Here is a 25,561-nt window from a genome sequence, read left to right as displayed (position 1 = left end):
CAAAAATTATTATTTAAACTCAAAATCAAAAGTTACTTTTTTAAACCCAATTTTTTTTAATTCTTTATTTATCATATCAATGTTTTCAATTTCAAGCAATATTTTAGATTCATTCTTATTTATTTCGATAATTGCAATATTTTCAAAGTGTCTGACTCTTAAATAATTTTTAATATGGAACTTTGATTTTATAAACTCTTCTGCAACATAAGATCTATTCATTTTTTCAAGCGATATGGGCTGAGATAGTATTCTAGTTGCCATACACGTGTCTTTTAAGGGTATTTCTAAATTTAAATATTCTGAAAGGAATAATACCTCTTTTTTTGTAAATTTTAATTCCAAAAGTGGGGAAATTATGCCTTTTTCTTTAAATGCCTTAATTCCAGGCCTATCTTCAAAAATGTCGTCATAAATCGTTCCATCAACAATAATGTCATAGTTTAGTTCATTTTTTATTTTAAGCAATTCTTCTGCAATTTTCGCCTTACAATTGTAACACCTGTTTTTTATATCTTTTGAAACGTTTTCAGTTAAATAATTAATTTTCACCGTTTTTTGGGGAATTTTAAATAATTTTGCACGAGTTTCTGCTTTTTTAATTGTTTCTTTCGAAAAAAAGCTGTTATCAATAGTTACAGCAATAGTATCTGTAATTTCTGAAGATATTTTTGAAATTAAAGTACTATCAACACCTCCAGAATATGCGACAACTACATTTTTACCTTTAAAAAAATTTTTTAAATCTTCATACTTTTTAGTTAAATTTAATGTATCGTCCATATTATCCCTTTTTAAAACCCATGTCCTCAATCATTCTCAAGTCTGATTGAATATTTCTTCCAGATGTTGTCAGGTAATTTCCAATCATTAATCCATCGACTGCAAGAAGAGATAGACTTTGTAAATCTTTTAAAACGTATTCTCTTCCACCGCAAAGTCTAATTACTCGTTCTGGCATTATTATCCGTGAAATACAAATAGATTTCAGGGCATCTATTGGTTCAATACTTTTTATTTCTTTACTATTAATTTTTTCACGCATTTTAGTTCCCTCTATTGGATTCAAGAGATTTAACGAAATACTATCGACGTTTAATTCTTTTAACTCGTAAAGTAAATCTATGCGGTCTATAATATCTTCACCAAGTCCAAAAATTCCTCCACTACATATTTGAAGCCCTAATTTTTTTCCATTTTTTATAACGTCTACTTTGTCCTCGTATTCATGAGTTGTACAGATATTTTTAAAATAGTTTTTCGAAGTTTCAAGATTATTGTGGATTCTAATATTTTTTTTCATTAGTGCTTTTAATTGGGATTTATTCAATAGTCCAAGCGATACGCAAACTTTTAGTTTAGTTTTATTTTTTATTTCGTCAATTATCTCCAATATATCTTCAAATTCTTTTTCAGAAATTTTTTTCCCACTCGAAACTATCGAAAAACGGTTTGAATAGTTTTCAATGGATTTAGCACTTTTTAATATTTCTTCTTTAGATTTTAAGCCGTAAATATTGATTTTAGAATTATTATGGATTGATTGGGAGCAGAAATTACAGTTTTCACTACAAAATCCCGATTTTGCATTTATAATCGAGCAGGTTTCTATTTTTTCTTTATTAAACGCTTTTTTTAAGTGATATGAAATATGCAGTAAATCATAAACATCTAACTTTAAAATTTCAAGGGCATCCTCTTTTTTTATTTTTCCAGAAATAGACATTTCATAAATTTCCAAAAAATCTTTATTTAGTTTACGTTCATTCAAAAAATCGCCTTTTACTATTATATGGTTCATAAATTAGACAAATTTAAATTATAAAACTCACCTACTACTTTCACCAGACGGAGTAATTACTTGTTGCGGGTTTGTTTCATACTTTCCACTGCTTTTATCGTATTCCTCACTTAATACTGCTACCTGTACTTTTTCGTTTGCGGGGTCGGTAAATTCAGCACAACCTGACATTATGACACACGTTAAAAATACGAACACTATGAATAAACCTTTTAGAAACTTTTTCATAGCTTTCACCTAAACGCAATAATTATCATAATATATTATCAAACCATCTCAAAAACATTTCCAAAAGCCTCTTTTTTTTCAGTTCTAATAAGTGTCGGAATTTTTCCAACCTTTCCAGCGTACTCTTGGAATGTAACAAACACACCATCTATTTTTAAAATATTTTCAGCCTGTTCAAGACATTTATTTATTGCTTCATCAGGGCTTCCAACCGCAAAATTTCCAATAGATGTTGCAGCAGCATCTGCAATACTTGCAGACTTTGCAAAAACCGTAACAGAATCTGCATTTCCAAAGCTAACGGAATGACCAACGGTTCCTGATGAAGTGCAAACACCATATCCATTTTTAATTTTTTCTTTTTTTAATTTGAAGCCCAAATTTCCTGAAATTGGTGAATTTCCAGCATAAAGTCCAACTATAATGTCAAAATCTGATGAAAGTGCAATATCTCCTCCATTTTCGCAAATTGCTGATTTTGAATTATTTTCAAGTAAACTATGAATAACTAACTCACTAAATGTCCCTGCAACAGCCGCCATTGGTCCAACGTTTGCATTTTCGCTGGAATTTGCCATTAATTTCACAATTTCTGGTGCGTCATTAGAAATTTTAAAAGGAGAATATGTTGTTAAAAATACCGGATTTTTAGATATGTACTTTTCAAGGTTTAACCGCTCATCTATAATCTTTTTTTTAGCAATTTTGAATAATTTTGGATTATCTACTTTTAAAAGTACGTTTGTTTCCTTAATCGAGATTTTTTCTGAAAATAGTTCCATATTACCCCTTTTTAAACAAAAATGGATTAAAGCATTTTAGTGTTGTTCAACCCAGTAAGAGCCGTCTTTTGAAAATTCCTTTTTCCATATTGGTACTTCCTTTTTTAGATTATTTATTAAGTATTCACAAGCTAAAAATGCTTCTTTTCTATGTTTTGCACAAACAATAATCAATACTATATTTTCCCCAACACTTAGTTTTCCAATCCTGTGTATTAGTGTTGCATCAATTATTCCAAACTGCTCAATAGCTTTATTTTTTAATTCTTCAAGTTTTTTTTCTGCCATTTTATCATAGCATTCAAATTCTAAATACTCAGCATTTTTTTCAATGCCTTTATCGTACCCGACATTTCTTACAACCCCTACAAAATTTACAATTCCGCCTATATTCGGGTATTTTTCTAAAAGTGCCTTAGTTTCAATATCAATATTAAAATCTTCATTAGATACCCTAATCATTTAAATCACCACAAGCTTTACAGTTTTCGTTTTTTTTCAAGTTGAATGTAAAATAGTCATTATTTTCGATATCAATTGAAAGTAGTTTATTTTTTAAAGGTTTTCCAATACCAGTTATTAGTTTTATCGCTTCACTGGCTTGAATAGAACCTATTATTCCAGGAGTAACTCCTAAAACCGGAAAAGTTTTATTTTCATCGTCCAATTTGAAAATACATTCAATACAAGGGGTTTCTTTGGGAACTAATGTTGTAACCTGCCCACGAAGCCCTTCAATTGCACCATGAACAAGTGGAATGTCGTATTTAATCGAAAGTTCATTTAAAAAATATCTTGCTTTAAAGTTGTCAAGACAGTCTATAACTATATCAGAATCCTTGATATGGCTTTCTTTTAATTTTTCAGGGTATATTTTAATATTTACTTCAGAATTTAGGCTTTCTAACTTTTCTTTTGCAGAAACTACTTTTAAATTTCCAATATTTTTTTCAAAATGGAGTATTTGCCTATTTAAATTTGAAATTTCGACCTCTTGATAATCAATTAAGCCCAAATTTCCAATTCCTGCGGCTACCAAATACTGGGAAACCACTGTTCCAAGCCCGCCTACTCCAATAACAGTTACTTTTGAGTTATAAAGTTTTTCTTGGGAATTTATTCCAAAATTATCCATTATAATCTGTCTTTTGTATCGTTCAAAATTCATATTTTCTCAGTGCCTCACGAATAATGCATTTAAAAATATAACAATCGTTAACTATATATTTGTATATATAATTTGTATATTTGGTGATATTGGACTAAAAGTACACATATATTATTTTACATATTATATTTTACATATTTAATTATCTAATTATTTAATTTTAATTTATTTCAGGTGATTTTTATGAACATGACCACAAAAATTAATGTACATACATGGAGTAAAGATAAAGGAATACTTGAAAAAATCGATGAAATTGTCATTGAAGACTTTTATGACTTATATCTAAATAATAAAAAAATAGATAGTATGACAGTATCTCCAGAAAATATTATTGAACTTGGAATTGGCTATTTAATAACTGAGGGGCATTTAACGCCAGAACAGTTTTTAAAGGCTTCCATAATTGGTAAAGATATTTTTATAGAATCAAAAGATTTACCAAATATAAATTCTAATTCGGGTGATAGAAAACCTAAACATGTTACGGTTAATTTAAGCACGATTGAAAGGATAATGGAAAAAATGCCAAACATGTCTGATACTTGGAAAGTAACGGGGGGAGTCCACTGGGCAGCACTTTTTGATTTTTCGGGAAATAAAATAGTTTATTTTGAAGATATTGGTCGACATAACGCAGTTGATAGGGTTGTAGGTCATGCAATTTTAAACAATATTGATTTACAAAATGTAATTCTAGCTTCAAGTGGAAGACAGCCTACCGCAATGGTAAAAAAGGCAGTAAATTCAAAAATCCCGGTAGTTATTACAAAATCCCCTTCAACAGATAAAGGTGTTATTTTGGCAAAGGAAAATAATGTTGTATTACTTGGATTTGCAAGGATTGATCGGTTTACGGCGTATAGTGGGGTAGAAAACATAGATTTTAAATCTTAACTGTTTATTTTACTAACATATTTAACTTAATTTACCTAAAATACCTAATTTACTATAAATAATTGTTTTAGTGATTTTTATGGAAGATAATCTTGAATTTAGGCCTTGGACTCAAAATAACAGGAATTTAAAAAATTTAAATCAATTAAAAGAAGAAATAATGGAAAATTTTCAAAATTCTGGATTAAATAATGAAAAAATAGTTGTAATGTTAAGTGGCGGAAAAGATAGTGCAGTATCACTTGCAATTGCAAAAAGTCTTGGACTTAATGTACACTTATGCGTTCACTTTTTACACGATTGGTCGTGGAATATTTCAACAGATGAAGCAAAAAAATTGGCAGACCGTTTTAATGTAAAAATAATATTTCCTGATATTACGGAAGAATTATTGAAAAAGACACAAGGTGCAAAAGGAAAGAGCATATGCCGAATATGTAAAACGATAATGAAGGCTCGAATGGTTGAGATTGCAAAAGAAGAAAATGCAAAAATAATAATGACTGGTGAAACTGCCCTAGAAAAGATTGCAGGGCCGATTTTTGAACACATTCGTGAAAATAATAAGAATATAAAAAGAAAAAGTGAACAAGAATTATATTCCCAAATGGAACTTACAAAGGTTCCAAAAAGATATAAAATTCACTTTTTTAGGCCTTTAATCCGTGTAGGTCATTTTGATATATTTAACCTTCAAAAATACTATAATCTTGAAATAAATCGGGTAAATGAGGCGGGAAATAAAATAGGATACTGGAGAGAGGGATGTTCTCTTCAATATTGTAGTCCTGAAGCAATGATTTCAAAAGAATTATTTGATAATCTTTATGTAGTAAATAAGTTAGCAACGGAAATTGCACGAAAAAATGGATTTAGGGCATCAATAGTTCTTCCAGAAAAAGAAATCACTGTAATTCCAAATACTAAAGAAAATATTGCTAAAATTAATGAAGTACTTTTTCGAATGAATTTCAGTTAAGAATTATCCTATAATTGACGTTTTAATAATTGAATTTACTTTCTTAGCGTTGCAATAAGCCTTTTTTCATTTAATAATAAATTAATGGCATCTTTAATGTCTGTTACAACGAGGTCTGAATTTAAAAGGGCTTTTATTGCGGCACCTTCTTTTCCAATAATTAAAATTCCAAGTTCACTTTCTAAAAGCATTGAACAGTCATTATTTCCGTTTCCAATCCCAATATATGGATAATATTTTTTTGCAGCATTTACTTTTTCAATTTCGTCTTTAATTTTTTCTATTGTTATATTTAAGCCATCAAATTCTAATTTAAGTGTGCCATAAGTGTCTGCAGTTACTACTATGATATTATATGTATTTCCAAGTTCTTTTAACAATATTTTTACATCACTACTTACTTTTCCATCAACGGCAAGAGTTCCATTTAAATCAAAAACAACGTTTTTAGCAGTTATTGCCCCATAATTAGGAATTTTTATAATATTACCACCATTAAATCTTTTGATAGTAACACTAATTTATGTAACCTATAAAAAATGCCATTATTTGAAATTTAAATGGCAAATAATATATGTTAAAATAAATATTTAGATTAATAAATTATAATAATTTGAGGGTTAAAATGTCATTTTATATAGCTGATTCTGAATTAGAAAAAATAATTGAAGAAGACGTAAATCCATTAGATTTAACTTCACAATTAATGGACTTAAGTAGATTTAATGCAAAAATTTCATACATTGCAAGACATGACATGGTAATATGTTGTACTGAGGAATCCGCAAGAATCTGTACTACTATAGGACTAACTGTAAAAAATTATTTAAGTTCGGGAACCTTTGTAAAAAAAGGCCAGGTATTTTTTGAAGCATTTGGAAGAGCGGATAAAATCCACCTCGCATGGAAAAGTGTTTTAAGATTACTTGAGGGATATTCTGGAATTGCTACAAAAACAAAGGAATTTGTAGATATTTCAAAAAAGTACAACAATCATGTAAATATAGTAACAACTAGAAAAAGCGCTGCTGGAACTAAAAAACTCTCAATAAAGGCAGTAATTTCAGGAGGTGCTTATCCTCATAGGATGGGGCTATCAGAGACAGTTCTGATTTTTAATGAACACCTTATATTTTTAAAAGATGATTCAGAACTCCAAAACACTTTGGAAATAATGAAATCAAAAGTTCTTGAAAAGAAAATAGGAATAGAAACAGATAATCATGAAATTGGGTTGAAATATGTTAAAATGGGTTTTGATTTTATTCAACTTGATAAATTAAGTCCAAAAGAGGTAGAAAACTTTATTAAAGATGCTAAATCAGTAAACCAGAAAATAACTGTGGCTTGTGCAGGTGGAATTAATATTGAAAATATTGAAGAATATGCAAAAACAGGTGTTGACGTTATAGTTACTTCATCGCTTTATTTTACAAAGCCTGCGGATATAAAAGCATTAATTGAAAAAATAGATTAATATTTTTCAAATAATTTAAAAATTACTTTTTAATCTTACATATTCATTAAACGCTTCTCTGGTAGTTCCAACAACAACTCGTTTATAGCATTTTTTCCCGTAAACTTCTTCTAATTTTCCCCTAACGACTATTTCTTCACCAAAATATGCTGAACCAGCATAGGTGTGTGTGAAAGAGACGACTTCTTTTATTTCATCAGCAGTTACATTTATATTATTTTCATTATTTAGAATTTCAACATCTTCTAATGTATAAAGTGCAGGATTATCAAAAATAAATGAATCATCGGCTACTTTTGCTTTAATTTGGATAAAACCAAGGTTTTTATATCTCTTTTCCCCGTAAGATTCGTTTATTTCATTCCAATCTCTTGTAGCAAGTAAATCAAACATTACGCCGTCAATAACTCCCCTATTTAATTTCCTCTTTTCATGCCATACAAATTCATCGTAACCGATTGTTTTATCTTTTATCCTTTTTAAAAACGCTTTCTTCCAAAATTCATCTGAAAGAGGTTTTAAAACATTATCTTGGAAAGCCATATTTAATATTTCTCGTGCGAATTTATGGTTTTTCATTCCATAGACTACAAAATCAATGTCTGATAATTTATTATTTAATTTTAATACTGTTGAACCAGAAACGCCCATATTTTCATATTTTAGCCCGTAATTGTTTAATATTTCTGCTAGTTTTGCACATTTTTTTTCGGCGTTAGTATTCTGTGTTTCAAGCACATTTTTTAACCGAGCATTTGGACTTAATATTGATTCAATCCTATTTTTAGGAATTGCATGAAGCAGTACATCGTTTACATCATCATAAAACAGGTATTCGGGGTAATATTCTTTTAAAATATCATAAGCAGTTTTACTTTCTGCAATTTTTATATAGTTATGCCCTTCAAGCGACCTAATATCGTTTTCATCAAGATTATAGTCTTTTAAAATATGCATCCCAATTTCATCAATATTTATGTACCTTAAAAAAGATATTATCTTGTCTTTGGGGTGTTGGTACGTATTTACTGCAAAGTATCCTTCTCTAGTCTTTACAAAATCCCTAAGTCGTATATCCATATTTTTCACGTTTTAAAGTAGAATAATTTTAAAAATTTAAATTTTATATTATCCTTTTTTTAATCCAACTGCTGCACCTGCTGCAAAACCGCCTCCAAGAGATACGGAGTGAATTAATCCTGCGGCCTGACTCCCATATGAAACAACGGCACTTTCAACGTTTCCAACAAGTCCGAAAAGTGCATCAGTATTTATCGAAATTACGCCTAAATTACTTAAATAAATTAAACTGAACACATAAAGGCCAATCAAAGCAATAACAACCTTCATTGCGACTTTAATTCCCCATCCAACAATAAATCCGGTTATAAATCCAGTTCCAATATCTGGAACAAACTGCATAACATCCATTTTTAAATCCCTTTTATTTTTTATAAGGAGTATATTAATTCGTTGAATCATTTTTTATATAACTTGTTATTTGATTTTTAAAAAAACAGTTATAAATTTTTAATAATTAATTCTAATTTTCTATTAATTCAAAAATAAATTCAAAGGAAAATTCTTTAGTATCTATAAAATACGTTCCCTGAATTACTTTATTATATTCAATAATATCTTTATTTTTAATCTTTTTTCCACCAATTTCGCTAATATTTTTGAGTAAACGTCTGTTTTCTATATTATCTTCCATAAAAACTGCAAAATTACTGTAATCACTATTTATTTCAAATAGAATAGTTTTATTTTTGCCGTGGTAAACTATGTCGTTATACTGTGTTGGATAGCTGAAATTAGTTACGGGCTTTGAAACGTAATTTGAATTTAGGAATATAAAACCCTGTTCTGATTTTATGTTTTCGCCCTGAAACAGGCTTCCAAAAACCCAAAGTGGCGTTTTTAACGCAATTTCATCTGGTTTTTCAGTATTTATGTATGCCCCTTCAAAAATCATGAAAAAATAGTCTGATAGCTCCTTTTTAGAAGTTTCGTTTAAAAAAAGCTTTAACGCATTATTGTTAACGTATAAAAATTCAGGATACGGGCTATTTTTAATAATTTCTGCAGAACTATAATTTTTTTCAATGCACCCTGAAAACCCGGTTAAAAATATTACATTCAGTAAAATTGCAATCAAAATTATTTTTTTCAAAATTTCCCCTATTTTACTATTTTTACTTAATCAATTTACTTAAATTAAGTTAGTTAATTACACATACTAAAAGATATGAATAGTTTTCATTAATTAAATTGCATATCGGGCCAGTAACTATTTTTTCATTATCATACGATAAATTTTCAAGAATTGTTGCAGTTATATCCTTTGAAACTCCATTATTGATCAAATATCCAAGTTCTCTTTTTATATTATTTGGTAAAAAAATCACTTTTTCTTTATTTTTTACGCATTCAAGTAACTTTTTTAAATTTTCTTCTTTTCCATGAAGGGTTAAAATTCGATAATCTTCCGAAGAAATTTTCAACTTCGAAGCAGCATATTGAATCGAAGAAATTCCTGAAATCACTTCAATATCCTCTTTTTTAATAAAATCAAAATCCAGAACAGTTTTTAAAAGCCCGCTAAAACAAGGGTCTCCAGTAGACAATATCGAGACATTTTTTTTATTCCCGGTTTTAAGATGCTCTTTTAAAAAGTTATAAAGTTCTAATTTAAGATTTTTTGTAAGTTCAATAACTTCTCCGTTAATTTCGAAGTTTTTAAGTGCCCTTTTACTTCCAATAACAACTTCTGAGTTTTTAACAGTATTTAATGCTTCAATAGTAATGTAATTTCGGTTTCCCGGCCCAATTCCAACGATATATATCATATTACCATCTTCCGTATTTATTTTACAATATATTACAATTAATCCATAAGTAACCCACATTTGAGATTAACTTGAATAATAATGAAAATATATTTATGCAGGTATTTAATATTGAATTTAAAAATATTTAAATTTTTTAAATTTTTATTAGTAATTCTTAGTTATTAATTCTTAATTAATAGTTTTTAATTAGGGCTATTTTTAAAAACTACGGTAACTTTAAAAAAATTTTCGGGAATAAGATGGATTTTGAAAAGTACGATATAATAATTGTTGGAGGGGGCCCAGCCGGATTTATAACTGGGGAAAATATTACGGATAAAAAAGTGCTTGTTTTAGAGGAGCATCAAGAAATTGGGGTACCACTACAATGTGCAGGACTTATAAGTGTAAATGGGGTAAAAGAACTTGGCAATCCTAAGGGTTCAGTAAATAAGGTTCGAGGAGCAAATATATTTTCAAAAAACAATGTATTTACAGTTGGAAATGAGAAAGTTAGGGCAGAAGTTTTTGAAAGAAAGGTAATGGATAAAGATATTGCAAAAAGGGCCTCAAAAAGAGTAGATGTTTTAATGAAATCGTATGGGAAAATCAAAAATTCAAACCAAAAAAGACGTAATTACATTACTAAATCTAGCCTTAAAGAAAAATTTCAAAAGCTTGAAATAATGCATCTTGGTGAAAGTTACGAAGTATGCCCTAAAATAATTATCGGTGCTGATGGAATCCGCTCAAATATTGGAAAATCACTTCAAATGAATAAGAAAAGAGAAATAATATCCGGAATACAGATAGAATATGCAAATGCAAAAATTGATGATGATTTTGTAAATGTATTTTATGATAAAAGATATTCTGAAAGGTTTTTTACTTGGATAATTCCACTTGGAAATGATAGAGTAAGAGTTGGAACGTGTGATTCAAATAATTCTTACAAAAAATTAACGGAATTTTTAAAAAATAACCGTATTGCAAATGAAATTTTAAAAAATGCAACTCCAATTGAATTTACGTCTGGTGCAATTCCTATAGGCTATTCAAAAACTGTAACGGATAATGTAATGCTTGTTGGGGACTCTGCAGGGCAAGTAAAACCTTTAAGTGGTGGCGGACTCTACTACGGTGCTAAATGTGGAAAAATCTGTGCAAATACTATAAATAACTATTTTAAAGGAAATTATTCGCTTGAATTCCTAAAAAGCTATGAAAAAGACTGGAAAAAGGAATTTTCAAAAGAAATCGATAAAAATCTTAAAATAAGAAGGATTTTTAACATGATTGACGATGGCAAAATCGACAGGATTTTGGAATACGTAACTAAAAATAATCTTTTAGACATTATAAATGAAAAAGGAGATATGGATAGCCCTTCAAGTGTAGTTTGGCCAATTTTGGAGAAGGCCGTATTTGGAAAATAATATGTTACTAAACTACATTTCTAAAAATTTAGCCCTTAAAGTTACAACCATTTTAAAATAATGTAGCTGATTTTAGATAATGAGATATTTGCGGTTTTAAAATTCAAAAATACCACATTTATATAATCAAATTTTCATAATTTATTAATGTTTTTTTAAATAATTATAATAATTTTGCAAGTTTAGAGTATGGAGATGGTATAAATGGGCTTTATTAAGTTAATTAAGGGTATGTTCTCAAAATCACCAAAGATTCAATATGCTAAATCACAATCTATCGATGTAATGGATTTAAATCCAAAAAAAGTTGGCCCAAACCAGAGAATTTTACCGTATTACACGGTAGCTTCGGTTGAACTTGGAAATACAACCACTAAATCAATTATTTCTGCAACAGATATGGAATCTGGAAAAACTTACGTGGTATCAAAGGAAGTCAGGCTTACAAGGGATGTACGGCCACCTAAAAAAGGAGAGAAGGTTTTTGGACGTACAATATGGGATATTGAACTTACAAAAGAAGCAGTTTCTGAAATGGTTAGGGATGTTTTAAAAGGAGCAATGGATAAAGCACATTTAAGTGTAAATGATATTCATTTTGTTGTTAGGAGTACAGGTGTTACTGCTGGATTTGCATCTCCTGAAGAAGTTGGAATGATGATAGTATCCCTTGCTGAAGGTTGTAGGATGGCAGGAATTCCAAATGGAAAAATGACGCCGATAATGACAAAAAAGCAGCTTCCAGAAATATTACAAGATTATACTTTAATAGATAAATTAATTTTTGATGGGGCAGTAACAGGAGTAGTTCCCCCAACTGGAAAAGAAGTAGTTGCAAATGAAATGGAAGGGGAACTTGTAACTGCAGGAATAAAAATTGGAAGCAAATGGACAGAAATTGATTACCGAAATCCCTGTATAAGTATAGACTTTGGTACAACCTTGGCAGGTAGGATTACTAATGATTCAGAACCTTATGCAAAAGTTGTAGGAAATTTATGTGGTTTAGCAGGGGCAGTATGTGATTCAGTAGTTCGAGGAACTGATTTAGTAAATAAAAGGGGCGGTGCAGTTTTAGATATCATAAATACTAAAGGAAAACTTGATAAAGAACTTGCAAAAAAATATGCTGAAGAAATTCATAAATTTGTTATAATAAGAGAAGTTCCAAAAGGCGTTTCCAGATTTGGAACAGTCCCAGTAAATCCTGAAAGTGCACAAAAAGCAGGTACATTTTTGATAGGTTGTGACGTTGGTGAAAATGGTAGTGATATTTTTGAACTTGAAAAAATCGGAGCAAAAATTCTACAGGAATCAAATGTTCCAACACTTCTTTATACGCTTGACATAGTTTCTGCAAAAATTACGCAAAGGCTCATAAAGTTAGCACATGATGAAAAAATAGTATCTAAAGAAACTGCAATTGGAATTACTGGAAGAGCGGGAATTACTGGTGAAAAACCAAAATTGATAATTGAAATGCTCTCAGAACTTGATATATGGGATGACGTTTCTAAAAATATTGTTTTTGTTGAAGATGGCCTTGCATTAGGTTCAAGTGTCATGGCAAGGTGCATGAACTGCCTTGGAACGCCAAAAATCCCAATTGGAGGTAATAGAAACGGACCCTGTATATTGGGACAGAGAATAAAGCGTCAAAAAGAAATGGGAATGTTAAGATAATCTAAAAATTTTATTTTTTATTCTTTATTTTTAAAAAGTTATGTATGGAACTAATTTATAATATTTATCCTAATTAGTCCTGAATGCCTTTTTCAGTAATTCTAAATACTGCTTCTGAATCGGGCAAATGTGGGGAATCGTAAAGTTTCGCAACTCTTTTATCTCCTTTTGATTTTCTCAAGAAAAATCTAAATGTTGCAGCATGCCCAACAACGTGCCCCCCAATAGCTTGCTCTGCAACGCCAAAGAATGCATCGGGTTTTGCAGCAACTTGGTTTGTTACCAAAACAACACAGTTGTGAAGGTCTGCAAGTTTATTTAGGGTTGCCATATGTCTACCTAATTTTTGTTGTCTTTCAGCGAGTTTCCCCCTTCCAGTAAACTCGTTTCTAAATGCACTGGTTAAAGAATCAATAATTACTAATTTAATATTGTTTCCGCCTTTTATCAAATCTTCTATTTTTTCTGCAAATAGCATCTGCATGTCGGAATTATATGCTCTTGCAACAAAAGTATTATCTAAAACATACTGTCCATCAACTCCCGCACCTTCAGCCATCTGTAAAATTCTTTCAGGTCTAAATGTACCTTCAGTATCTATATAAACTGATTTTGGATTTGGGAGTTCTTTTTCTAAAACATTTTCTGTTTCAGCAAATATTTTTGAAGCAATCTGTAAATTTACACAAGATTGATGCATTATTTGTGTTTTACCACTACCATACATTCCTGCAAATTCAGTGACTGACTGACTTTCAAGACCGCCTGCTAAAACTTCGTCTAATTCCTTACTTCCAGTTGAAAGCCTCCATACACTCTTTCTCTGGTTTAATAACTCTACTCCACTTTTAAATCCAAGGTCACACATTTCTCTCGCTGCCATAATCATTTTAGCAGCAGCTTTCTCACTAATTCCTTCAATATCAGTTAATTCGCCAATTGTAGATGTTGCAATTTTCATAAAATCTAAATAACCTGCTTCAATTAGCTTTTCTGCAGTAGATGGGCCTACTCCCGGTAATTCTGTTAAAACGTCAGCCATAGCTTCACCTTTTATTGAATATGATGTTAATAAATTTAAAAAAATACTAAAACTGTTACATTATTTAATAATTAAGCCCTTTATATAATTAAGTAATATGACTATTTATAACTTGTTAATAATATAAAAGATGCTATAAGATGGTAAAATGATAAAAGACAGCGAATTTTATAGGCTTGATGGAGTTCCCATAACAAAAGAGGAAATAAGGGCAATAAGTGTTGAAAAATTAAACATCTGTCCTGAAGATATTATTTTAGACATAGGATGTGGAAGCGGGGGAATGACTGTTGAAATTTCTAAAAGATGTAAATTTGTTTATGCAGTAGATGGCTCAAAAGATGCTATCGATACGACCCTAAAAAACATGGATAAATTTAACGTAAAAAACTGTGAAGTTTATTTTGGGGATGCAAAAGATTTGATATCAAATTTTAAAGTAAATAAAGCTTTTATTGGGGGTACCCAAAATATAGAATCAGTTATTGAAAAATTAAATGAAAAGAATGTTAGAAATATAGTAATAAATACAATCGTGCTTGAAAATTCAGTAAAAGTTATTCAAATTTTAGAAAGACTTAATTTTTCAATCGAAGTTATCAGTGTTCTAATTTCATATGGTAAACGGATAAGTTCTGGCCATATGATGCTTTCTAAAAACCCGATAACTATAATTACCGCTAAAAAATGAGTTTCTAGCCAAAATAAAATACCAAAGTTTTTTAGGCATTTACATTTAATTTAGATATATTTAATAAATATAAAAAATAGATTTATATTGTTGTTAAATTATGCTTTAATATATTTTGAGGGATTTAATGAAGAAGACGGCTTATTTTAGCATGGAGTTTGCAGTAGACCAGTCTTTAAAAACTTATGCTGGAGGACTAGGCTTTTTAGCAGGGTCCCATTTTAGGGCTGCAAAAAGGCTGAATTTACCCTTAGTGGGCGTTTCAATGCTTTGGAGTTATGGATATTACGACCAAGCTAAGGATCGGGAAGGTCGTATGAAGGTAGAGCACGTTCGTAAATACTACGACTTTTTAACAGATATTAATTTAAAAGTTCCAGTTACTATTAATGGAACTAATATCTGGGTAAAAGCTTACAAATTAGAAGAAAACGTTTTTAACACTTGCCCAATTTATTTTTTAACTACGGATATCCCTGAAAACGATCACCTGTCAAGAACAATATCTTATGAACTTTACGATGGGAATAATTTAACCCACATAGCCCAAGAAATTGTTCTTGGTGTTGGAGGGTATAAAGTAATTCGTGAAGCAGAAAATGTTAAATACTTTCATATAAACGAGGCCCATGCACTCCCAATTGCTTTTAAAATGCTTGAAGATTATGGCATAGATTACGTAAAAGAACATTTATTATTTACAACACACACGCCAGTTGCAGCAGGAAATGAAGTTCAAGATATTACATTGCTTAAAAATATGGGATTTTTTGGTAGTATCGATACAATAACGGCTGAAAAATACGGTGGAAATCCATTTAATCTAACTGTGGCAGCATTAAGGATGTGTAAACGGGCAAACGCAGTTTCGAAATTACATACAGATACCTCTGAAAAAATGTGGTCATGGGTTACCAATCGAGTCCCTATAATTAATATCACAAATGCTCAAGATAGGTACTACTGGCAAGATGCCGGATTAAAAGAAGCTTCTGAAAAAAAAGACTACAATGGACTTCAAAAAAGGAAAAAAGAACTTAAAAGGGAACTTTTTAAAGTGGTGGCAGATCAGGCTGGTAAAATGCTTGACCCAGATATTTTAACTGTTGTATGGGCAAGAAGATTTGCAGAATATAAAAGACCTTCATTTTTATTAAGGGATGAGAAAAAATTCAGAAATTTGATAGAAAGTGGAAAGTTGCAGATAATATGGGCTGGAAAACCACATCCTGCGGATTCAAATGCCCAGATAACGTTTAACTGGATAATGTCAAAAACTCGTGAAATGAAAGGTGTTGCAGTTCTTACAGGATATGAGTTAAATCTAAGTAAACTTTTAAAACAAGGTTCGGATGTCTGGTTAAATACTCCAAAAAGGCCAAATGAGGCTTCAGGAACTTCTGGAATGACTGCAGCAATGAATGCATCAATACACATGAGTACTGTAGATGGATGGCATGTTGAATGGGCAAAAGAATATCCTGAAGATTCTTTTACAATTGGGGACGGAATAAACCTTAATGAAGATTACGAATCAGAGGAAATGTATGAAAGACTCAAAGAAGCTATATCTTTATATGATACTGAAGAATGGTGGAAAAAAGCTGCAAATTCTGTAAACCACGTTGTTGAATATTTTGATACAGAAAGAATGATAAAAGAGTATTCTGAAAAGTTGTATATTGATTAACTTATTTTATGGCCATAAATTTTTTACAAATTTTTTTAGAAAGAAATTTAGGATAATTATATATCCTCATAAAATGCATATTTTAATATTATTTTAACCTAAAAGTATCATCTATTTTTTAATTTAAGTGATAAAATGAATTTTGGCGAATTTAAAGAATATTCCAATGAAAAATTTCCATATTACAGTAAAAGGCCCCAACAAGAACAATTAATGGCTAAAATTTACGAATGCGTACAAAATAAAAAAAATCTTGTTGTAGAGGCACCAACTGGGGTTGGAAAGACTTTATCATACTTAGTTCCAGCACTTTACTTTGCAGAACGTGGAAAACGTATAATAATACTTACGGAAACTATCGACCAACAGGAAAGGATTTTTGAAGACTTAAATTCATTAAAGCACAATTTAAAAATATCCTTTATGATGGGAAAGGGTAATTTTTTCTGTAAGTCAAAAGGAGAAAAAGCAAATACTCTATATTGTCAGTTAAACAAGGGCTGTACATATCGGCCAAATAAAAAACCCGTGTGTGTTTGCGGAACAAAAAAAGACAAAATTGAATATGAAGGAAATGTTTCATTTTACTGCCCACTATGTATTTGCGGTTACCAAAAAGCAAAAATAGAATGCTTTGATGCAAATATAATCGTTATGAATAACACGATTTACTATTATCTTAAAGACGAAATTGATAAAAAAAAGCAGACTGATATTGTAATTTGTGACGAAGCACATAAACTTGAAGGGAGCATAAGAAATGCTGCAACAATTGTTATAAGTCCTGATTATGCACTAAAACGGCTTAGATTCATGGCTTACCATTATTCAACAACACGTCTTAGAACGCATTTTGAAAGGGCCCCTGATGACGATGACGAAATATTTTGGACAATTGTTGAAGATTACGTTACAAAAAATGCATCTGGAAAAGACTGTATAAATTCACTTCTGTTTAACGGGTTTCGTATAACTGCATCAGGACTTAAAGAAGACGTTGCAATACTTGGGTCACTTCTTGAAGGTTATCGGGAAATAAAGAAAATTAAAAAATTAATTGGGGACTTAAAAGAAAATGAAGAGATAGAAAAAAAAGATTTAAAATTTAAAATAGAAAATAAATCTTTAACCCCATTAGAACTCCAGTTTATTTCAGATAGGAAAATTTCAGATGTTCCATTAACTGAATTTTTGGAAAATTTAAATGGTTTAAAAACTATTACTGGAAATTTTGTAATATATAAAAATAATTTTTCGATACTCTGTGAACCAGTACTTGTTTCAACGTATCTTAATAAGTTATACGGCAGTGCTTCGGTAGTACATTGTTCAGCAACACTTGGGAACTTAAATATACATGCAATAAAGACAGGAATGGGAAAAAGTGAAAATTTAATTTTAGATAGCCCATTTTCAAAGGATAGGAGAAAAATTATTGCATTGAGTGATGGGGAAGATATGAAGTTTAATTCTATGGATATAACTTCACAGGATAAAAAACGTAAAAAAGCAAATGAAAAATTGTTTAAACTTGTAAATTCAGCAGACGGAAATACTTTAATACTTTTTAAGAGTTTTGGAGATTTAAAAACTTCATACGAATATTTTTTAGATAATGGATATTCTAGAAATATCTACTGCTATGAATCAGGAATGGATGGAAAGGCTGCAAAAAAGCTAAAAGAAGACTTTCAAAAATATGGTGGGCTTCTTTTGGCAACTGGAAGATTTGCAGAAGGGGTGGATATTCCTGGAGATGCCTTAACATGTGTTATTATCGATAGTTTACCATTTCCCGTTCCAACACCACTTTTAAAACGGGAACAAGGGCTATTAGAAGAGCGATTAAAGGCAAGGACGGTAAAAGATGCACATTGGAGTGCATTTTTAATGACTTCATTTCACATAATGGCAAGAACTGTAATACAAATGATTGGAAGACTCATACGGACTGAAACAGATTACGGGGTAGTAATTATCCAAGATAAGCGGTTTAATGAGTGGGTGGGTTTAGAAATGATAAAAAGAAAGTATTTAAAAGATGAATTCATGCAAATGACAGTTGAATCTGCATCGAACTACATTCCGCAATTTATGAAAAATATGAAAGAAGATAATTTGAAAAATAGCTCGTTTTTTAAGTAAATTTAAATATAATCATTTTTTATTTTAATGTAGAAATAACTTTATCTATATCTACAGAATAATTATGTCGTATATTATTTTCATAGTTGGTTATGTATTTTTGTGCATTATTAATTATGTCTGATTTATTTTGTGTTATTTATTTTGGATTAAATTCCAATACGGGTCGGAACCGATTGCAAATGTTTGTAAATACATTGGCGTTATCGGAAACATTTTTGTATAATGTAGTCCATTTATTCGCCAGAATTGGTTTTTTAGTTGGGAGGCAGTGAAATATTCGGAACGGTTTGCTTTTGGAGATATATTTGAACAAAACGGTATTAAAAATGAATATTTTTGAGAATCCTATTTTAATTTAAAAACGAGTGCAAATGGATAAATTGTTCCCATTATTATCGAGGAGTTCATCATATCCTGAAAATTGAGTATAATAATTAATAAAAAAAGTACCTATATTTTGTTAATTTGCATATTACTACATCAAAAACATACAGTTGGGTAATATTCTACGTTTTAATGTCCCCGTTACCCACGGAGGACTAACATAGTTAATTATTTACAATAAATTACTTCTTTATTTTATTATAAATGTTATGATTTGTATCAAAAATTATTGCATTTATTAAAATTATATTCTTAATCTAATTCGAAAAATTATATATTTAAGCAAGACATTAAAATCTTAATATTAAAATAATGGACTTTATTTTTTTACTTTAGGTGGTTTTATGTATATGAGAGAAATTGAATTAAAAGGACATATAATTGATAGTTTTATTCTTGCAAAAGTATTTGATAAGACTTTAGAACTTGGCGGAGATTACAAGGTTTTGGAGTTTGATATAGGGAAGAAAAAAACCGATACTTCTTATGCAAAACTTTTGATTTCAGGGGACACTCAAGAACACCTTGATCAGATACTTGAATCACTTCAAAATGTCGGTGCAAACATTCCTGAAATAGAAAATGCCAATTTAAAAAAGGCTTTAAAGGATAGTGTATTGCCTGATGGATTTTATTCAACTACAAACCATCCCACACACGTTAAAATAAATGATGAGTGGATTGAGGTAGCAAATCCAAAAATGGATGCAGTAATTGTTGTTTATCCTGAGGAAAAACTTGCAGAAACAAAAGTAATGCGAAAAGTTAAGGCCGGAGATTACGTAGTAGTTGGACACAACGGAATACGAGTTATTCCTCCAGAAAAATCAAGGGAAGCAGGGCAGCTTTTTGAATTTATGAATTCAGAAGTATCCTCAGAAAAGCCTAAAGAAGCTATTATTCGAAGAATTGCAGAAGAAATGCATGAAATTCGTGAGGAATATAAAAAAACCGGAAAAGGTGGAATTGCAATTGTTGGGGGGCCTGCAATAATTCATACAGGTGGGGGCGGAGCATTAGCGAAGATGGTCGAACTTGGATATATTCAGGCAATTTTGGCAGGAAATGCACTCGCAACTCATGATATTGAATCTGCTCTTTATGGAACTTCCCTTGGTGTAGACATAAAAACGGCAAAACCCGTAACTGGAGGGCATAAGCACCACATATATGCGATAAACACGATAATCGATGCAGGAAGTATAAAAGATGCAGTTGAACAGGGACGGTTAAAAGAAGGGATAATGTATCAATGTATACAAAATAACGTTCCATACGTCCTTGCAGGAAGTATTCGTGATGATGGCCCAATTCCTGATGTTATAACCGATGTTATGGTTGCACAGGATGAAATGAGGCGTTCTGTAATGGATAAAAAAATGGTAATAATGCTTTCTACATTATTACATTCGGTTGCAACGGGTAATTTAATGCCTTCATACATTAAAACAGTTTGTGTAGATATCCAACCGTCAACAGTCACTAAATTAATGGACAGGGGAACTTCACAGGCAATAGGGGTAGTTACTGATGTAGGGGTATTTTTAGTACTGCTTTTAAACGAACTTGAAAAACTCGAATCACGAAAATAAGTAACTATTCTTGAGGAACATGATTATGTCTGAAACAAAAGTATCAAAAGAATTGATTGTAAAAGCGATTGAAACCATCTCAAAAACTAAAAAAGAATTTGAAATTGTAAGTGACCCTATAAAAGCTGAAAAAAAGATATATTCTGATGCAATTTCTGGAAAAATTAATGGAAACGAATTTAAGCGGGCAGTTCAGTCTCTTTTCGAAGCTGATGAATACCTGTATAAAACTGCACCAAACCATGAATTAAATTCTGAACAGGCAAAAGAATTTTCAAAACTTCTTTTTGATGTTCAAAAACATATTAATAAAATCTTAAGTGAATTTGGATTTAACTTAGAGGATAAAATATCAATCGATAGAAAAGCACTTTATATTGTAAGCAATAAAAAACTCTTAAAGTCGTTAAAAGAAATAGATTCCGATTTAAACATATTATCTACCGAAGGAGTTTTGGAAATTGAAGATATGAAAATAGTAAGCCCGGAAATTCCTGAAAAAGCACTTTTAGGGATAGAAAAAAAATGTAAAATTATAAAAGAGCAGATTTCAAAAGTTATTTTAAATATTAATCCTTCAAAAATATATGTAGTAGTTAAATCGGGAGATACTGCTGATGAATTAATATTCAAGCGTGCAAAAGAACTTTACGGTGCTGAAAAATTAAATTCAGAAGAATTACTATAACAAAATTGTTTTCTGGTGTTTTTATGACAATAGATGATATAATAAGGCCAATAGTAAAGGAATTTAAAGCTTACGTTCCAGGAAAATCAAAAGAGGAAATTGCAAGAAATTATGGCATTTCGATTGAAAAAATTATAAAGCTTGGTTCAAATGAAAATCCCTGGGGTTGTTCACCAAAAATCAAAGAAGCACTTCTTTTGGAACTTTCAAAACTGCACCAGTACCCGGAACCTTTGAATTCCGAATTACTGGGGGAAATAAGTAGTTTTATAGGCGTTCCTTGTGAAAATATAATAATTGGCGGGGATGGTGCAGACGAAGTAATTGACAATATAATGCGGATTTTAATTGATGAAGGGGATGAAGTAATTATTCCAATTCCAACATTTACACAATACGCAATTTCTGCAAAAATCCACGGTGCAAAAATAAAGTGGGCAAAATTTGACAAGGAAAAAGACTTTAAACTTGATGTTGAAAGTGTATTGAATAATATAACTGAAAAAACAAAAGCAATATTTTTATGCACCCCAAATAATCCAACGGGAAACGTAATTTCTAATGAAGACATTAAAAAAATTATCGAAAGTACAGATGCACTTATAATGATTGATCATGCTTACATTGAATATTCGAAAAAAGAGTACGATTTAACACAATGGGCACTTAAATACGATAATGTACTTGTTCTTAGGACTTTTTCAAAAGTATTTGGCCTTGCAGGGCAAAGAATCGGATATGGCGTTACAAATAAAAAAATTGTAGATTACATGATGAGAATAAAGCCGATATTTAGTTTAACTAGGGCTTCCCAAGTATCTGCAATCACTGCTTTAAAAGATAAGGAATTTTTTAATGGATGTAAGATAAACGGGATTAGAAGTATAACTCAACTACATGATGGATTAAAAAAATTCAAGCAATTAAAGGTTTACCCAACGGAAACAAATTATTTGCTTGTTGAAATAAAAAATGGAATGAATTCAAAAGAATTCTGTGAAATACTACTTAAAAAAGGCGTTATTGTACGGGACTGTTACTCTTTTGAAGGGCTTGAACCTTACTATTTCAGGGTTTCTATTGGCACTTTTGAGGAAAACGAAAGATTTTTAGAGATAATGTCTGAAATCATTGAATAATATTCTAAAACCTTAAAAACATTCTAAATTATTTTAATTTAAACTTTTATTTTAAAATTATTTTTAATATTTTTCAGTAACTATATATGTTCGATTTTTCTATATTCGTTTTAAAGAAAAGTTTAAGTGATATCATTATAATAAAATTTTCTGGTGAATAAATGGCTAAGTTTATAATGGTTGTTGGAACGGCTTCAAACAGTGGAAAAACAGTTTTAGTTTCGGGAATTTGTAGGATGCTTGTAAATCAAGGATACAAGGTAGCTCCTTTTAAATCCCAAAACATGAGTTTAAATTCAAGGGTAAGTGTCGAAGATGGGGAAATTGCAGTTGCACAGTACACTCAAGCTATTGCTGCAAAGGTTAATCCTTCAATTCACTTTAATCCCGTTCTTTTAAAGCCAAAGGGAAATTTTATTTCGCAAGTTATAGTTCACGGAAAGCCGTACAAAGACATGGATTACAACGAATATCGAAAAGAAAAGAACTATTTTCTTGAAAAAATAAAAGAAAGTATTGAATATCTTGATAAAAATTACGATTACGTTGTAATTGAGGGTGCTGGAAGTTGTTGTGAAATAAATCTTTTAAATGATGATATTGCAAATTTAAAAGTTGCAGAACTTTCAAATGCAGATGCAATTTTAGTTTCAGATATCGATAGAGGAGGAGTTTTTGCTTCAATTTACGGGACTGTTAATTTACTTCCAGAAAATTGGAAAAAATTACTGAAAGGTTTTGTAATTAATAAATTCAGAGGAAATATTGATGTACTAAAAGACGGGTTTGAAAAAATTGAAGAACTTACAAATATTCCGGTAATTGGTACGATTCCTTATGATGAAACATTAGTTTTACCTGAAGAAGATAGCCAGGCAATACAGGGAAAAAAAGTTTTTGGAAACTTAAAAAGCCCAGTGGAAGTAAATATAGTTAAATTTTCAAAAATTGCAAATTTTACTGACTTAGACCCTCTTTCAAATGACTGTTTAATGAAATATATTGACTTTAATGATGATATTACTGGAGATATCTTAATTCTTCCTGGAACTCGATGTTCAACTGTTGAAATGAATTTAATGAAAAAATATGGGTTGGATAAAAAAATCCACGAATTTATAAATAAAGGAGGCATAATTTTTGGAATTTGTGGAGGATATCAAACTTTAGGAAAAATTTTAATTGATGAAAATTTTTCTGAAGGAAATGTTGGAACAATTTCTGGACTAGATGTATTTAATATGGAAACAACTTTTGGAAATAAAAAGGCGATAAATAACTCTAATGGAATTTTAAAAATAAATGATATGGAATATGAAGTTTCAGGTTATGAATTACATGAAGGATATAGTGTTTCAAAAGAAACTCCGTTAATAACACTTTCAAATGGTTTTGGAAATCTTGGGGACATGTATGACGGCTCCTTTAAACAAATTGAAAATTCATATATTTTTGGAACGTACCTTCATGGAATTTTAGAAAATTTTGAGTTTAGGAACTATCTTGTAAATTTGGTGCTTTCCAAAAAGAATTTAAAAAACATAAGTAAAGATAATTATGAAAAAGTACTTCAGGAAAACATGGATAAACTTTCAAAAATAATTGAGGAAAGTATTGACTTTTCAAAAATATTATAAAATTTAAACTAGCTTTTTTTAATAACTTTTTTTAATAAACAAATTTTTTTAATAATTAAGTACATATTTTTTTAAGGGTTATTTTGGAGGGGTAAAAAAATGATAAGTGATACAATTTTTTCAGAACTTGAATACTATATTCGTTACGGTTTAAATGGAGGATATAAAAGCAGACTTACGGACGAATTTTACGAGATAGAGTTTGAAAGTTCACTTTATCGGGAATATTTTAAAAAACTGCTTGAAAAAGAGCGAATTTTTATAAAACTTTTAAAAGAACAAAACTTACTTTTAATTCCGAGAAATCAAAATATTACTAGGCTACTTGACCTTTTAAAATTACAGCGTAAAAATGACTTAAAAGAATCTTTAGAATATCATTCCTCAGTTATTGAATTTTTATCCCGAAACTTTCAACCAATACTTACAAGCGGGCGTGAAAAAGGGATAATTAAATTTAAAATGATTGATGGGGGCGAAGAATACGCATTAAATGAACTAAAAGAGTTAGGATTTAGGATATCACTTGAAAATGGTATTTTATTGGTGGACATATCTGATACGGTAAAAGAAATGTTTAAAAGAATTTCAAAAGTATTTGATATTGAAAAAATGAGTCCTTACTATGCATTTTTTGTAAATTTAAATGAAGCAGGGGAAAAATGTAAAATGCTTGATGAACTTGAAGTTCCTTACAAATATTCGAAAGTCCACAATGAAATATACGTTGACCTAGATTCATTAAAACATGTTCTTTTCAAGAATTGATAAATAAATTTTTAATAAAAAATCTAAAACTAAAATACTAAAAAAGTTTAATTTAAAAATTAAATTCATTACTAAACTACTGGAACGAACTTGTATCCATAGCTAATTACGCCATCAAGTCCGTCTTCTTTTATTTTTCTAAAGACTGATTCAACAGGCATCCCTATTTTTATTTTATCAATATCGCAGTCAATTTGTGAGGTTATTTTTGTTCCTTCGTCAAGTTCAACTATTCCAATTATGTAGGGTGACTGTTTATCAAATTCTTTGGGGGCTGCATAAACTACAGAATAAGAATAAATCTTTCCTTTTCCATTTAATTTACAATCAATTAATTCTCCTTTTCGCCTACATTCGGGACAAACACTTCTTGCAGGAAAATAGACTTTTCCACAAGTTTTACATTTTGAACCTACAAGATTGTATCTTTCCTGCATGCTTCTCCAGGTTCTTACTACCATAATTTCACCGGAACTCATTTTCTTAAATTACTTTAACTA

General features: G+C 30.2%; 26 protein-coding genes. 13 read left to right on the top strand and 13 right to left on the bottom strand.

Features of this window, described 5'->3' with window-relative positions:
• Window positions 1-9: 9 nt before the first annotated feature.
• Genes larE through MEVAN_RS02790 form a run of 6 tightly spaced genes read right to left on the bottom strand, consistent with a single transcriptional unit; the run spans window position 10 to window position 3,979 of the window.
• Window positions 10-783, bottom strand: a complete 774-nt coding sequence (larE, locus tag MEVAN_RS02815; RefSeq protein ID WP_011972363.1) for an ATP-dependent sacrificial sulfur transferase LarE — start codon at window positions 781-783, stop codon at window positions 10-12.
• Window position 784: 1 nt separating this feature from the next.
• Window positions 785-1,771, bottom strand: coding sequence for a biotin synthase BioB (gene bioB, locus MEVAN_RS02810; protein ID WP_048059228.1), 987 nt, complete (start codon window positions 1,769-1,771; stop codon window positions 785-787).
• Window positions 1,772-1,828: 57 nt separating this feature from the next.
• On the bottom strand, window positions 1,829-2,029 hold the full coding sequence (locus tag MEVAN_RS02805; protein ID WP_048059133.1) for a hypothetical protein: 201 nt from the start codon (window positions 2,027-2,029) through the stop codon (window positions 1,829-1,831).
• A gap of 38 nt (window positions 2,030-2,067) precedes the next feature.
• Window positions 2,068-2,811 carry a UPF0280 family protein gene (locus MEVAN_RS02800; protein WP_011972360.1) on the bottom strand — a complete coding sequence of 248 codons (744 nt, stop codon included), beginning with the start codon at window positions 2,809-2,811 and terminating at the stop codon, window positions 2,068-2,070.
• A 36-nt stretch (window positions 2,812-2,847) separates the two neighbouring features.
• Window positions 2,848-3,273: a molybdenum cofactor biosynthesis protein MoaE gene (locus tag MEVAN_RS02795; protein WP_011972359.1), complete on the bottom strand. Its 426-nt coding sequence runs from the start codon at window positions 3,271-3,273 to the stop codon at window positions 2,848-2,850.
• Window positions 3,266-3,979 (bottom strand): HesA/MoeB/ThiF family protein, encoded by a 714-nt coding sequence (locus MEVAN_RS02790; RefSeq protein ID WP_011972358.1) that lies wholly within the window; start codon window positions 3,977-3,979, stop codon window positions 3,266-3,268. The genes MEVAN_RS02795 and MEVAN_RS02790 overlap by 8 nt, the downstream gene beginning before the upstream one ends.
• A 183-nt stretch (window positions 3,980-4,162) precedes the next feature.
• Here MEVAN_RS02790 and fdhD point away from each other — a divergent pair, with 183 nt between their 5' ends.
• Both fdhD and MEVAN_RS02780 read left to right on the top strand, forming a co-directional pair.
• Window positions 4,163-4,876, top strand: coding sequence for a formate dehydrogenase accessory sulfurtransferase FdhD (gene fdhD / locus MEVAN_RS02785; protein WP_011972357.1), 714 nt, complete (start codon window positions 4,163-4,165; stop codon window positions 4,874-4,876).
• A 79-nt stretch (window positions 4,877-4,955) separates the two neighbouring features.
• Entirely contained in the window at window positions 4,956-5,855 is a 900-nt protein-coding gene (locus MEVAN_RS02780) for a phosphoadenosine phosphosulfate reductase domain-containing protein (RefSeq protein ID WP_011972356.1), read from the top strand.
• Window positions 5,856-5,890: 35 nt separating this feature from the next.
• Here the strand turns inward: MEVAN_RS02780 and MEVAN_RS02775 are convergent, their stop codons facing one another.
• Complete coding sequence (locus MEVAN_RS02775) at window positions 5,891-6,337, bottom strand: HAD family hydrolase (RefSeq protein ID WP_048059132.1); 447 nt, start codon at window positions 6,335-6,337, stop codon at window positions 5,891-5,893.
• 143 nt (window positions 6,338-6,480) lie between these two features.
• Here MEVAN_RS02775 and modD point away from each other — a divergent pair, with 143 nt between their 5' ends.
• Window positions 6,481-7,332 carry a ModD protein gene (modD, locus tag MEVAN_RS02770; protein ID WP_011972354.1) on the top strand — a complete coding sequence of 284 codons (852 nt, stop codon included), beginning with the start codon at window positions 6,481-6,483 and terminating at the stop codon, window positions 7,330-7,332.
• 15 nt (window positions 7,333-7,347) lie between these two features.
• On the opposite strand, the gene MEVAN_RS02765 is transcribed toward modD, so the two are convergent.
• From MEVAN_RS02765 to MEVAN_RS02750, 4 genes are all read right to left on the bottom strand, one after another.
• A complete protein-coding gene (locus MEVAN_RS02765; protein ID WP_011972353.1) occupies window positions 7,348-8,412 on the bottom strand; it encodes a nucleotidyltransferase domain-containing protein in 1,065 nt (354 codons plus the stop codon).
• 48 nt (window positions 8,413-8,460) lie between these two features.
• Window positions 8,461-8,763 (bottom strand): FUN14 domain-containing protein, encoded by a 303-nt coding sequence (locus MEVAN_RS02760; protein WP_011972352.1) that lies wholly within the window; start codon window positions 8,761-8,763, stop codon window positions 8,461-8,463.
• Between the two features lie 112 nt (window positions 8,764-8,875).
• Window positions 8,876-9,505 (bottom strand): hypothetical protein, encoded by a 630-nt coding sequence (locus tag MEVAN_RS02755; protein WP_011972351.1) that lies wholly within the window; start codon window positions 9,503-9,505, stop codon window positions 8,876-8,878.
• A 49-nt stretch (window positions 9,506-9,554) separates the two neighbouring features.
• Complete coding sequence (locus tag MEVAN_RS02750) at window positions 9,555-10,241, bottom strand: cobalt-precorrin-7 (C(5))-methyltransferase (RefSeq protein WP_011972350.1); 687 nt, start codon at window positions 10,239-10,241, stop codon at window positions 9,555-9,557.
• A gap of 182 nt (window positions 10,242-10,423) precedes the next feature.
• Between MEVAN_RS02750 and MEVAN_RS02745 the strand changes: the two genes are divergently transcribed.
• Window positions 10,424-11,599, top strand: a complete 1,176-nt coding sequence (locus tag MEVAN_RS02745) for a geranylgeranyl reductase family protein (protein ID WP_011972349.1) — start codon at window positions 10,424-10,426, stop codon at window positions 11,597-11,599.
• Between the two features lie 204 nt (window positions 11,600-11,803).
• A complete protein-coding gene (locus tag MEVAN_RS02740) occupies window positions 11,804-13,282 on the top strand; it encodes a methanogenesis marker 14 protein (protein ID WP_011972348.1) in 1,479 nt (492 codons plus the stop codon).
• Between the two features lie 73 nt (window positions 13,283-13,355).
• Here MEVAN_RS02740 and radA read toward each other — a convergent pair whose 3' ends face one another.
• Window positions 13,356-14,324 carry a DNA repair and recombination protein RadA gene (radA, locus tag MEVAN_RS02735; protein ID WP_011972347.1) on the bottom strand — a complete coding sequence of 323 codons (969 nt, stop codon included), beginning with the start codon at window positions 14,322-14,324 and terminating at the stop codon, window positions 13,356-13,358.
• Window positions 14,325-14,472: 148 nt separating this feature from the next.
• On the opposite strand from radA, the gene cbiT reads away from it, so the two are divergent.
• From cbiT to MEVAN_RS02695, 8 genes are all read left to right on the top strand, one after another.
• A complete protein-coding gene (cbiT, locus tag MEVAN_RS02730; protein ID WP_011972346.1) occupies window positions 14,473-15,015 on the top strand; it encodes a precorrin-6Y C5,15-methyltransferase (decarboxylating) subunit CbiT in 543 nt (180 codons plus the stop codon).
• A 127-nt stretch (window positions 15,016-15,142) separates the two neighbouring features.
• Window positions 15,143-16,705 carry an alpha-glucan family phosphorylase gene (gene glgP, locus MEVAN_RS02725; protein WP_011972345.1) on the top strand — a complete coding sequence of 521 codons (1,563 nt, stop codon included), beginning with the start codon at window positions 15,143-15,145 and terminating at the stop codon, window positions 16,703-16,705.
• A gap of 135 nt (window positions 16,706-16,840) precedes the next feature.
• Entirely contained in the window at window positions 16,841-18,850 is a 2,010-nt protein-coding gene (locus MEVAN_RS02720; protein WP_011972344.1) for an ATP-dependent DNA helicase, read from the top strand.
• Between the two features lie 731 nt (window positions 18,851-19,581).
• Window positions 19,582-20,829, top strand: a complete 1,248-nt coding sequence (locus MEVAN_RS02715; RefSeq protein WP_011972343.1) for an ornithine cyclodeaminase — start codon at window positions 19,582-19,584, stop codon at window positions 20,827-20,829.
• 25 nt (window positions 20,830-20,854) lie between these two features.
• On the top strand, window positions 20,855-21,517 hold the full coding sequence (locus MEVAN_RS02710) for a DUF2100 domain-containing protein (RefSeq protein ID WP_011972342.1): 663 nt from the start codon (window positions 20,855-20,857) through the stop codon (window positions 21,515-21,517).
• A gap of 23 nt (window positions 21,518-21,540) precedes the next feature.
• Entirely contained in the window at window positions 21,541-22,656 is a 1,116-nt protein-coding gene (hisC, locus tag MEVAN_RS02705) for a histidinol-phosphate transaminase (RefSeq protein ID WP_011972341.1), read from the top strand.
• Window positions 22,657-22,817: 161 nt separating this feature from the next.
• The gene (gene cobQ, locus MEVAN_RS02700; RefSeq protein WP_011972340.1) at window positions 22,818-24,293 is read left to right on the top strand and encodes a cobyric acid synthase CobQ; all 1,476 of its coding nucleotides are present in this window, start codon (window positions 22,818-22,820) and stop codon (window positions 24,291-24,293) included.
• Window positions 24,294-24,392: 99 nt separating this feature from the next.
• Window positions 24,393-25,061, top strand: a complete 669-nt coding sequence (locus tag MEVAN_RS02695; RefSeq protein ID WP_011972339.1) for a hypothetical protein — start codon at window positions 24,393-24,395, stop codon at window positions 25,059-25,061.
• Between the two features lie 71 nt (window positions 25,062-25,132).
• On the opposite strand, the gene MEVAN_RS02690 is transcribed toward MEVAN_RS02695, so the two are convergent.
• Complete coding sequence (locus tag MEVAN_RS02690; RefSeq protein ID WP_011972338.1) at window positions 25,133-25,522, bottom strand: Zn-ribbon domain-containing OB-fold protein; 390 nt, start codon at window positions 25,520-25,522, stop codon at window positions 25,133-25,135.
• Window positions 25,523-25,561 lie beyond the last annotated feature (39 nt).

The sequence above is a fragment of the Methanococcus vannielii SB genome, assembly GCF_000017165.1.
Classification (GTDB): domain Archaea; phylum AGJL01; class Methanococci; order Methanococcales; family Methanococcaceae; genus Methanococcus; species Methanococcus vannielii.
Note: the sequence above shows the minus strand (reverse complement) of the source record. Positions and strands in the feature narration are given on the sequence as shown.

What these genes read in the sequence shown, in the direction of transcription:
- glgP (WP_011972345.1), top strand. Translation starts at nt 15,143, where the DNA reads ATGAAGAAGACGGCTTATTTTAGCATGGAGTTTGCAGTAGACCAGTCT.
- MEVAN_RS02765 (WP_011972353.1), bottom strand. Translation starts at nt 8,412, where the DNA reads ATGGATATACGACTTAGGGATTTTGTAAAGACTAGAGAAGGATACTTT.
- larE (WP_011972363.1), bottom strand. Translation starts at nt 783, where the DNA reads ATGGACGATACATTAAATTTAACTAAAAAGTATGAAGATTTAAAAAAT.
- MEVAN_RS02780 (WP_011972356.1), top strand. Translation starts at nt 4,956, where the DNA reads ATGGAAGATAATCTTGAATTTAGGCCTTGGACTCAAAATAACAGGAAT.
- fdhD (WP_011972357.1), top strand. Translation starts at nt 4,163, where the DNA reads ATGAACATGACCACAAAAATTAATGTACATACATGGAGTAAAGATAAA.
- hisC (WP_011972341.1), top strand. Translation starts at nt 21,541, where the DNA reads ATGACAATAGATGATATAATAAGGCCAATAGTAAAGGAATTTAAAGCT.
- cbiT (WP_011972346.1), top strand. Translation starts at nt 14,473, where the DNA reads ATGATAAAAGACAGCGAATTTTATAGGCTTGATGGAGTTCCCATAACA.
- MEVAN_RS02710 (WP_011972342.1), top strand. Translation starts at nt 20,855, where the DNA reads ATGTCTGAAACAAAAGTATCAAAAGAATTGATTGTAAAAGCGATTGAA.
- radA (WP_011972347.1), bottom strand. Translation starts at nt 14,324, where the DNA reads ATGGCTGACGTTTTAACAGAATTACCGGGAGTAGGCCCATCTACTGCA.
- cobQ (WP_011972340.1), top strand. Translation starts at nt 22,818, where the DNA reads ATGGCTAAGTTTATAATGGTTGTTGGAACGGCTTCAAACAGTGGAAAA.
- MEVAN_RS02690 (WP_011972338.1), bottom strand. Translation starts at nt 25,522, where the DNA reads ATGGTAGTAAGAACCTGGAGAAGCATGCAGGAAAGATACAATCTTGTA.
- MEVAN_RS02795 (WP_011972359.1), bottom strand. Translation starts at nt 3,273, where the DNA reads ATGATTAGGGTATCTAATGAAGATTTTAATATTGATATTGAAACTAAG.
- MEVAN_RS02790 (WP_011972358.1), bottom strand. Translation starts at nt 3,979, where the DNA reads ATGAATTTTGAACGATACAAAAGACAGATTATAATGGATAATTTTGGA.
- MEVAN_RS02715 (WP_011972343.1), top strand. Translation starts at nt 19,582, where the DNA reads ATGTATATGAGAGAAATTGAATTAAAAGGACATATAATTGATAGTTTT.
- MEVAN_RS02805 (WP_048059133.1), bottom strand. Translation starts at nt 2,029, where the DNA reads ATGAAAAAGTTTCTAAAAGGTTTATTCATAGTGTTCGTATTTTTAACG.
- MEVAN_RS02720 (WP_011972344.1), top strand. Translation starts at nt 16,841, where the DNA reads ATGAATTTTGGCGAATTTAAAGAATATTCCAATGAAAAATTTCCATAT.
- modD (WP_011972354.1), top strand. Translation starts at nt 6,481, where the DNA reads ATGTCATTTTATATAGCTGATTCTGAATTAGAAAAAATAATTGAAGAA.
- MEVAN_RS02800 (WP_011972360.1), bottom strand. Translation starts at nt 2,811, where the DNA reads ATGGAACTATTTTCAGAAAAAATCTCGATTAAGGAAACAAACGTACTT.
- MEVAN_RS02695 (WP_011972339.1), top strand. Translation starts at nt 24,393, where the DNA reads ATGATAAGTGATACAATTTTTTCAGAACTTGAATACTATATTCGTTAC.
- MEVAN_RS02760 (WP_011972352.1), bottom strand. Translation starts at nt 8,763, where the DNA reads ATGGATGTTATGCAGTTTGTTCCAGATATTGGAACTGGATTTATAACC.
- MEVAN_RS02745 (WP_011972349.1), top strand. Translation starts at nt 10,424, where the DNA reads ATGGATTTTGAAAAGTACGATATAATAATTGTTGGAGGGGGCCCAGCC.
- MEVAN_RS02750 (WP_011972350.1), bottom strand. Translation starts at nt 10,241, where the DNA reads ATGTGGGTTACTTATGGATTAATTGTAATATATTGTAAAATAAATACG.
- MEVAN_RS02740 (WP_011972348.1), top strand. Translation starts at nt 11,804, where the DNA reads ATGGGCTTTATTAAGTTAATTAAGGGTATGTTCTCAAAATCACCAAAG.